This window comes from Burkholderia sp. MSMB1498, from assembly GCF_001526245.1.
GTDB lineage: Bacteria > Pseudomonadota > Gammaproteobacteria > Burkholderiales > Burkholderiaceae > Burkholderia > Burkholderia savannae.
The window spans coordinates 84,575-93,606 of sequence record NZ_LOYJ01000080.1; the positions used below are offsets into that span (position 1 = coordinate 84,575).

Below are 9,032 nucleotides of genomic sequence, written 5' to 3' on the forward strand. Positions count from 1 at the left end.
TCACACTCCTGCCGGTTTCTGTTTATGCCAGTCGGTCGCGCGCTGGAACGCGTCGGCCACCTGCAGCATCCGGGCCTCGTCGAAATAGTTGCCGATGATCTGCAGACCGACCGGACGCTTCGCGTTCGCGCCGAAGCCGCACGGCACGCTCATGCCGGGCAGGCCCGCGAGGCTCACCGACAGCGTGTAGATGTCCGCGAGATACATCTGGACGGGGTCGTCGCCCTTCGCGCCGATGTCCCATGCGACGGTCGGCGACGCCGGGCCCATGATCACGTCGCAGGACTTGAACGCTTCCTGGAAATCCTGAGCGATGATGCGCCGGATCTTCTGCGCCTGCAGGTAATACGCATCGTAGTAGCCGTGCGACAGCACGTACGCGCCGACCAGAATCCGGCGCTTCACCTCAGGGCCGAAGCCTTGCGCGCGCGACTTCTTGTACATGTCGAGCAGGTCGCGGTATTCCGCCGCGCGGTGGCCGTAGCGCACGCCGTCGAAGCGCGACAGGTTCGACGACGCCTCGGCGGGCGCGATCACGTAATAGACGGGAATCGACAGCTCCGTCTTCGGCAGCGACACCGGCACGAGCGTCGCGCCGAGCGCTTCGTAAGCCTTGAGCGCCGCGTCGATCGCCGCGCGCACGTCGTCGGCGAGACCCGCGCCGAAATACTCGTTCGGCAGGCCGATGCGCAGGCCGGCGAGCGGCTTGCCCGCATCGCCGCCGGCCGACCAGGTCTTGCCGAGGTGGCGCGCGAAATCCTCGCCATCGCGCTCGAGGCTCGTCGAGTCGCGCTCGTCGAAGCCCGCCATCGCGTTCAGCATGAGCGCGCAGTCGGCGGCCGTCTGCGCCATCGGGCCGCCCTGATCGAGCGACGACGCGAACGCGATCATTCCGTAGCGCGACACGCGCCCGTACGTCGGCTTGATGCCCGTCACGCCGGCGAACGACGCCGGCTGGCGGATCGAGCCGCCCGTGTCGGTGCCCGTCGCGGCGGGCGCGAGGCGCGCGGCGACGGCGGCCGAGCTGCCGCCCGAGCTGCCGCCCGGCACCGCGCTCGTGTCCCACGGGTTCTTCACCGGGCCGAACGCCGAGTTCTCGTTCGACGAGCCCATCGCGAACTCGTCCATGTTGGTCTTGCCGAGCGTGACCATGCCCGCCTTCGCGAGGCGCTCGACGACGGTCGCGTCGAACGGGCTCGTGTAGTTCGCGAGCATCTTCGAGCCGGCGGTCGAGCGCCAGCCGCGCGTGACGAACACGTCCTTGTGCGCGATCGGCAGCCCCGTCAGCGGGCCGGCCGCGCCCTGCGCGAGCGCGGCGTCGGCGGCCTTCGCCTGCGCGAGCGTGAGATCCGCGTCGACGTGGACGAACGCGTTCAGATCGCGCGCGGCGTCGATCCGTTTCAAATAGTGCTGCGCCAGCTCGACGGCCGAGCATTCCTTGGCGTCGAGCGCGGCGCGCAGTTCGGTCAGGCTTTTTGCGTGCATTGCGTGGGTTTCCTGGATTCTTCGGCGCGCGGCGAGAAGCGCGCGCCCGGGCGAACAAGCTGGCGAATCGGGCGGCCGGGCCGAAGGCGCGATTGCGGTTGCGGTTGCGGCGACGGATGCGGCCCGAATTCGAGCGTTTACTCGATCACCTTCGGCACGAGGTACAGGCCGTCCTGGACGGCCGGGGCCGGGCGCTGATTGTCGTCGCGATTCACGCGCTCCGTGACGGCGTCGTCGCGCAGCCGCTGCGCGACGGCCTGGATCTGCTCGATCGGGTGCGCGAGCGGCGCGATGCCCGTCGTGTCGACAGCCTGCATCTGCTCGACGAGGCCGAAGAACTCGTTGAGCTGGGCCAGCGTGTGCTCGGCGTCGGCGTCGGCCATTTCGAGCCGCGCGAGGTGCGCGATGCGTTTCACATCGGTCAGGGTCAAAGCCATGCGGTCACCGGAAAACAAGGGCTTGGCGCAGCGTGAAACTTGCGTTGCGTCAGGGGTTGGAAGGCTCGATCGAACCCTCAAAAATCGGGGGCGAAGCGGCGAAAATACAGCCTGTTTCGGTTCAAATACAGCGAAATTATAAGGTATCATTACGCGTTCGACCCAGACCCGGACTGCCCTTGCCGCGCCGCCGCCGCTTTGACGAAGCCGCGCGGGCTTCGCGCCGGTCCCGGAAGATTTCATTCGCAGCTTCGCGGTTTTCAGGCGGCCGCTCCCGCCCGATCCGAGGCTGTTATTTTTCCGCTGCCGCCCTTCGCGCCATGTCCGCATGGGGCCGGCCCCAGAGCGAAACAGGATTCTGAATGTTCGGTTTTTTGCGCAGCTATTTCTCCAACGATCTCGCGATCGATCTCGGCACCGCAAACACCCTGATCTACATGCGCGGCAAGGGCATCGTGCTCGATGAGCCGTCCGTCGTGTCGATCCGCCAGGAAGGCGGCCCGAACGGCAAGAAAACGATTCAAGCAGTCGGCAAGGAAGCGAAGCAGATGCTGGGCAAGGTGCCGGGCAACATCGAGGCGATTCGTCCGATGAAAGACGGCGTGATCGCCGACTTCACCGTCACCGAGCAGATGATCAAGCAGTTCATCAAGACTGCGCACGAGTCGCGCATGTTCTCGCCGTCGCCGCGCATCATCATCTGCGTGCCGTGCGGCTCGACGCAGGTCGAGCGCCGCGCGATCAAGGAAGCGGCCCACGGCGCGGGCGCGTCGCAGGTCTACCTGATCGAGGAGCCGATGGCGGCCGCGATCGGCGCCGGCCTGCCGGTGTCGGAAGCCACCGGCTCGATGGTCGTCGATATCGGCGGCGGCACGACCGAAGTCGGCGTGATCTCGCTCGGCGGCATCGTGTACAAGGGCTCGGTGCGCGTCGGCGGCGACAAGTTCGACGAAGCGATCGTCAACTACATCCGCCGCAACTACGGGATGCTGATCGGCGAGCAGACCGCCGAGGCGATCAAGAAGGAGATCGGCTCCGCGTTCCCGGGCTCCGAAGTCAAGGAAATGGAAGTGAAGGGCCGCAACCTGTCGGAAGGCATTCCGCGCAGCTTCACGATCTCCAGCAACGAAATCCTCGAAGCGCTGACCGATCCGCTGAACCAGATCGTGTCGTCGGTGAAGATCGCGCTCGAACAGACGCCGCCGGAACTCGGCGCCGACATCGCCGAACGCGGGATGATGCTGACGGGCGGCGGCGCGCTGTTGCGCGACCTCGACCGCCTGCTCGCCGAGGAAACCGGCCTGCCCGTGCTCGTCGCCGAGGACCCGCTCACCTGCGTCGTGCGCGGCTCGGGGATGGCGCTCGAACGGATGGACAAGCTCGGCAGCATCTTCTCGTACGAGTGATCGTCTAGGCATCCGTATGTCGCTCGTGCGGCGTGGCAGGCTCGCTCGTTTAGAACGAACCGCCGCGCCGTTCGCGCGTCTGAGCAACATCTAAATCGATCACGCGCCCGGCGCCGACCATGGAATACAGTCCGCCGCCCCTCTTCAAACAAGGTCCGTCCGCACTGGCGCGGCTGATCTTCTTCGTCGTCCTGGCGATCGCGCTCCTCGTCTCGGACGCGCGCTTCAACACGCTCGAAATCGTCCGCGGCGTACTCGGCACCGTGCTTTATCCGCTGCAGCGCGCGGCGCTCGTGCCGCGCGATCTGTTCGTCGGCGCCACCGAGCTCGCGACGACGAGCTCGGCGCTGCGGCACGAGAATCAGCAATTGCGCGACCGCAACCTGAAGCTGTCGCTGCAGGCGAACCAGGCGGGCCAGCTCGCCGCCGACAACGCGCACCTGCGCGCGGTGCTCGAGCTGCGCCAGCAGATCGCCGCGCAGGCGACGCCCGTCGAGATCCAGTACGACACGGGCGATCCGTTCTCGCAGAAGATCATCATCGGCCACGGCTCGCAGGCGGGCATCCAGGACGGCGCGCCCGTCGTCAACGAGGACGGCGTGATCGGCCAGGTCACGCGCGTGTTCCCGCTGCAGTCGGAAGTCACGCTCGTCACCGATCGCGACCTCGCGATTCCCGTCCAGGTGCTGCGCACGGGCCTGCGCAGCGTGATCTACGGCACCCCGAAGGGCGATGCGCTCGATCTGCGCTTCGTGCCGACGAGCGCCGATCTGCTCGCCGGCGACGAGCTCGTGACGAGCGGCCTCGACGGCGTCTATCCGCCCGGGCTGCCGGTCGCGAAGGTGGTGCGCGTCGACAAGCTCGCCGATACGGCCTTCGCGCACGTCGTCTGCGCGCCGATCGCGGCGGTGCGCGGCGCGCGCGAGATGCTCGTGCTGCACTACCGCAACGACATCCCGCCGCGGCCCGCCACCGACGACGCCGCGAGCGACGCGAAGCCGGCGAAGGGCAAGAAGGCGGCGAAGGGCGCGGACAAGAACGCGAAGGCCGCCGATAAAAGCGCGGACAAGGGCAAGGGCACGGACAAGGGCGCGAAGCCTGCGGTGCCGCCGCCCGCGGCCGCCCAGAATCGCCCGGCCGGCGCGGCGCAGCCCGCCGCGCCGCTCAAACCCGCGGCCGCGCCGTCGCAAGGAGCGCCGCGATGAGCCGCCCTCAGTACATCCTGCAGCCCGTCAACCCGTACTTCATCGTCTTCAGCCTCGCGGCCGCGTTCCTGCTGAACCTGATGCCGTGGGGGCGGATTCCGGGCGTGCCCGATTTCGTCGCGCTCGTCGTGCTGTTCTGGAACATCCATCAGCCGCGCAAGGTCGGCATGGGCGTCGCGTTCATGCTCGGCATCCTGATGGACGTCCACGACGCGGGCCTGCTCGGCGAGCACGCGCTCGCGTACACGCTGCTGTCGTACGGCGCGATCACGATCCACCGGCGCGTGCTGTGGCTGCCGCTTGGCGTGCAGATCTTCTACGTCGCGCCGCTGCTCGTGATCGCGCAGCTCGTGCCGTTCGTGATCCGGCTGCTGATGGGCGCCGCGTTCCCCGGCTGGAGCTATCTCGTCGACGGCTTCGTCGAAGCTGCGCTGTGGCCGATCGCGAGCCAGCTGCTGCTGATGCCGCAGCGCCGCCCGGTCGACCCGGACGACACGCGGCCGATCTGACGCGCCGCGCCGCCAGGATTTTCGCGTTGAACGCCCGCCGACCAACCGCCCGCCCGCTCGCCGCCTGCGCACCGCGGCCGCAGCGCGCCGGCCCGGCGGCTCGCGCAGGCCTGGCGGGCGCACCGCGCCGGCCGTGTTCGGCAATGTCCGGCGCGCCGGCGCGGAGGCGAAAGCGCGCCCCTTCATCCGTAATCGCATGACCGAATTCAAGGACACTCAACAGCAGCTCTCGAAGTTCCGCCTGCGCGTCGCGGCGGCGGGCGTGTTCGTGTTCGTCTGCTTCGGCTTGCTCGCCGCGCGATTCTTCTACCTGCAAGTCTGGCAGCACGGCAAGTACGCGCTGCAGGCCGAGGAGAACCGGATCTCGGTCGCGCCGATCGTCCCGAACCGCGGAATCATCACCGACCGCAACGGCGTCGTGCTCGCGAAGAACTACTCCGCGTACACGCTCGAAATCACGCCGTCGAAGCTCACGGACACGCTCGAAAACACGATCAACGCGCTCTCCGAAGTCGTGCAGATCGACGCGCGCGACCGCCGCCGCTTCAAGAAGCTGCAGGAAGACTCGAAGAACTTCGAGAGCCTGCCGATCCGCACGCGCCTGAGCGACGACGAAGTCGCGCGCTTCACCGCGCAGCGCTGGCGCTTCCCGGGCGTCGACGTGCGCGCGCGCCTGTTCCGCCAATATCCGCTCGGCCCGACGGCCGCGCACGTGATCGGCTACATCGGCCGGATCTCGAAGCGCGACCAGGACAAGATCGACGCGATGAGCGACGAGAACGACAGCGATCCGGAAACCTACGATCCGCGCCGCGACGCGAACAACTACAAGGGCACCGACTACATCGGCAAGGTGGGCGTCGAGCAGAGCTACGAGACGGAACTGCACGGAATCACGGGCTTCGAGGAAGTCGAGGTGACGGCGGGCGGGCGGCCCGTGCGCACGCTGTCGCGCACGCAGGCGACGCCCGGCAGCAACCTCGTGCTGTCGATCGACATCGGGCTGCAGCAGGTCGCCGAGCAGGCGTTCGCCGGCAAGCGCGGCGCGCTCGTCGCGATCGAGCCGAAGACGGGCGACGTGCTCGCGTTCGTGTCGTCGCCGAGCTTCGATCCGAATTCGTTCGTCGACGGCATCGACCAGCAGACCTGGGACGAGCTCAACAACTCGCCCGACAAGCCGCTGCTGAACCGCCCGCTGCACGGCACCTATCCGCCCGGCTCGACGTACAAGCCGTTCATGGCGCTCGCGGGCCTCTCGCTCGGCAAGCGCACGCCCGGCTGGGGCTTCCAGGACCCCGGCTACTTCACGTTCGGCGGCCACACGTTCCGTAACGACGTGCGCTCGGGCCAGGGCTGGGTCGACATGAACAGGGCAATCATGGTGTCGAACGACACGTACTTCTACATGCTCGCGCGCGATCTCGGCGTGACCGCGATCGCGAACTTCATGAAGCCGTTCGGCTTCGGCCAGCTGACGGGCATCGATGTCCAGGGCGAGGCGCGCGGAATTCTGCCGTCGCCCGAATGGAAGAAGAAGACGTTCAAGAAGGCCGCGCAGCAGAAGTGGTTCGACGGCGAGACGATCAGCCTCGGGATCGGCCAGGGCTACAACTCGTTCACGATCCTGCAGCTCGCGCACGCGACGGCGACGCTCGCGAACAACGGCGTCATCATGAAGCCGCACCTCGTGAAGGAGATCGAGAACCCGATCTCGCGCGCGCGGCACCTGACCGTGCCGAAGGAAAGCGGCGTGATCCCGCTCAAGCAGAACGATCTCGACGTCGTGAAGCGCGGGATGGAGAACGTGGTCGAGAGCCCGTCCGGCACCGCGTACAAGGTGTTCCGCGGCGCGCCGTATCTCGCTGCGGGCAAGACCGGCACCGCGCAGGTGTTCTCGCTGCAGGGCGGCAACTACCGCGGGCACCTGCTCGCCGAGCATTTGCGCGACCACGCGCTCTTCATCGCATATGCGCCCGTCGACCATCCGCAGATCGCCATCGCGCTGATCGTCGAGAACGGCGGCTGGGGCGCGCAGTCCGCGGGCCCGATCGCGCGGCGGGTGCTCGATTTCCATCTGCTCGACCGCAAGAATCCGGCGACGGAAGCGGCGGCCGTCGCGGCGGCCGCGTCGGCGACCGAGCCCGTCAACGCGCCCGTGATCGGCGACGCGACGAGGCCCGTCGGCGTCGCGGCCGGTTTCAGGGCGCTGCCGCTGCCGGCGCCCGCGGCGGCGAGCGGGGCGGACTCGACGTCGGGCGCGAGCGGGACGGATGTCGGCCAAGGGAGCGCGAGCGGACGCACAACGGGCGCGAGCGCCGCCGGCACGGCGGGCGCGATGGGCGCAGCAAGCGCCGTCGGCGGTGCGTCGAGCGCGGCCGCCACGGCCGGCAGCGCCGCGAGCGCGCCGCCCGCGCCCCGCCGGCTGCCGCCGCGCAAGCCGCGCCGCGCGCCGGCGAGCGACGCCGCGACCACCGCCGCCGCGCCAGCCGACCAACGGAAGTCCCCGAGGGACGACAACCGCGCCGCCACCGCCGCCAAGCCGGCGGCGGGCGGCATCGACGAGTAACGGAGACAGGCATGCAATTCGACAAGCGCGCCTCGCTCGACAAGATCAAGCAGATGTTCGAGGGTTTCGACCGGCCGCTCGCGCTCATCGTGTTCCTGCTGCTGTGCGTCGGCATCGTCACGCTCTACAGCGCGAGCATCGACATGCCCGGCCGCGTCGAGGACCAGCTGCGCAACATCATGCTGACGTTCGTGCTGATGTGGGTGATCGCGAACATCCCGCAGCAGACGCTGATGCGCTTCGCGGTGCCGCTCTATTCGTTGGGCGTCGCGCTTCTCGTCGCGGTCGCGCTATTCGGGATGACGAAGAAGGGGGCGAAGCGCTGGCTGAACGTCGGCGTCGTGATCCAGCCGTCCGAGATCCTCAAGATCGCGACCCCGCTGATGCTCGCGTGGTACTACCAGCGCCGCGAAAGCAGCCTGCGCTGGTACGACTTCGTCGTCGCGTTCGTGATCCTGATGGTGCCCGTCGGGCTGATCGCGAAGCAGCCGGACCTCGGCACCGCCGTCCTCGTATTCGCGGCGGGCCTCTTCGTGATCTATCTGGCGGGGTTGTCGTTCAAGCTGATCGTGCCGGTGCTCGTTGCCGGCGTGATCGCGGTCGGCTCGATCGCCGTGTTCGAGGAGCGCATCTGCCAGCCCGACGTCGTCTGGCCGCTGATGCACGACTACCAGAAGCACCGCGTCTGCACACTGCTCGACCCGACGTCCGACCCGCTCGGCAAGGGCTTCCACACGATCCAGGCGGTAATCGCGATCGGCTCGGGCGGCCCGCTCGGCAAGGGCTATCTGAAGGGCACGCAGGCGCACCTCGAATTCATTCCGGAAAAGCACACCGACTTCATCTTCGCGGTGTTTTCCGAGGAATTCGGGCTCGTCGGCGGGCTCGTGCTGCTCACGCTCTACATGGCGCTGATCGTGCGCGGGCTCTACATCGCCGCGCAGGGCGCGACGCTGTTCGGGCGGCTGCTCGCCGGCTCGCTCACGCTCGCGTTCTTCGTCTACGCGTTCGTCAACATCGGGATGGTGAGCGGCGTGTTGCCCGTCGTCGGCGTGCCGCTGCCGTTCATGAGCTACGGCGGCACCGCGCTCACGACGCTCGGCATCGCCGTCGGGCTCATCATGAGCGTCGGACGGCAGAAACGGCTGATGAAAAGCTGATCGAAGCGGCGCGCGATGCGCCGCTTTTTTATGTGCCGCTTCGGTTCGGGCTGGCGCTGGGCGCGGCGCTCGGCGCGGTGAATGGGGCGGATCGAGGCGTTGTACGGCCGCTGTACGGCGTGCCGTTGCCGTCGGCGTGTCGCGATGTCGAACGGGTAAGCCTCGAAGTCGAGCGGACCTCGGTTCTCGGTTCTCGGTTCGCCGTTCTCGGTTCGCCGTTCTCGGTTCGCCGTTCTCGGTTCGCCGTTCTCGGTTCGCCGTTCT

General features: G+C 68.1%; 7 protein-coding genes. 5 read left to right on the forward strand and 2 right to left on the reverse strand.

The features are described from left to right. Together gatA and gatC are read right to left on the reverse strand one after the other, a co-directional pair. Window positions 1–1,485, reverse strand: coding sequence for an Asp-tRNA(Asn)/Glu-tRNA(Gln) amidotransferase subunit GatA (gene gatA / locus WS91_RS17900; RefSeq protein ID WP_038748573.1), 1,485 nt, complete (start codon window positions 1,483–1,485; stop codon window positions 1–3). Between the two features lie 137 nt (window positions 1,486–1,622). Then, entirely contained in the window at window positions 1,623–1,922 is a 300-nt protein-coding gene (gatC, locus tag WS91_RS17905) for an Asp-tRNA(Asn)/Glu-tRNA(Gln) amidotransferase subunit GatC (protein WP_038748574.1), read from the reverse strand. A gap of 362 nt (window positions 1,923–2,284) precedes the next feature. On the opposite strand from gatC, the gene WS91_RS17910 reads away from it, so the two are divergent. The 5 genes from WS91_RS17910 (at window position 2,285) to rodA (ending at window position 8,768) form a co-directional block, all read left to right on the forward strand. Continuing rightward, window positions 2,285–3,328, forward strand: a complete 1,044-nt coding sequence (locus WS91_RS17910) for a rod shape-determining protein (RefSeq protein ID WP_004189550.1) — start codon at window positions 2,285–2,287, stop codon at window positions 3,326–3,328. A gap of 119 nt (window positions 3,329–3,447) precedes the next feature. Beyond that, window positions 3,448–4,533, forward strand: coding sequence for a rod shape-determining protein MreC (mreC, locus tag WS91_RS17915; RefSeq protein ID WP_059583753.1), 1,086 nt, complete (start codon window positions 3,448–3,450; stop codon window positions 4,531–4,533). After that, a complete protein-coding gene (gene mreD, locus WS91_RS17920; RefSeq protein ID WP_038748576.1) occupies window positions 4,530–5,042 on the forward strand; it encodes a rod shape-determining protein MreD in 513 nt (170 codons plus the stop codon). The genes mreC and mreD overlap by 4 nt, the downstream gene beginning before the upstream one ends. 196 nt (window positions 5,043–5,238) lie before the next feature. Next, entirely contained in the window at window positions 5,239–7,608 is a 2,370-nt protein-coding gene (gene mrdA / locus WS91_RS17925; protein ID WP_038748577.1) for a penicillin-binding protein 2, read from the forward strand. 11 nt (window positions 7,609–7,619) lie between these two features. Then, window positions 7,620–8,768, forward strand: a complete 1,149-nt coding sequence (gene rodA / locus WS91_RS17930; RefSeq protein ID WP_059583746.1) for a rod shape-determining protein RodA — start codon at window positions 7,620–7,622, stop codon at window positions 8,766–8,768. The last annotated feature ends 264 nt before the right edge of the window (window positions 8,769–9,032 follow it).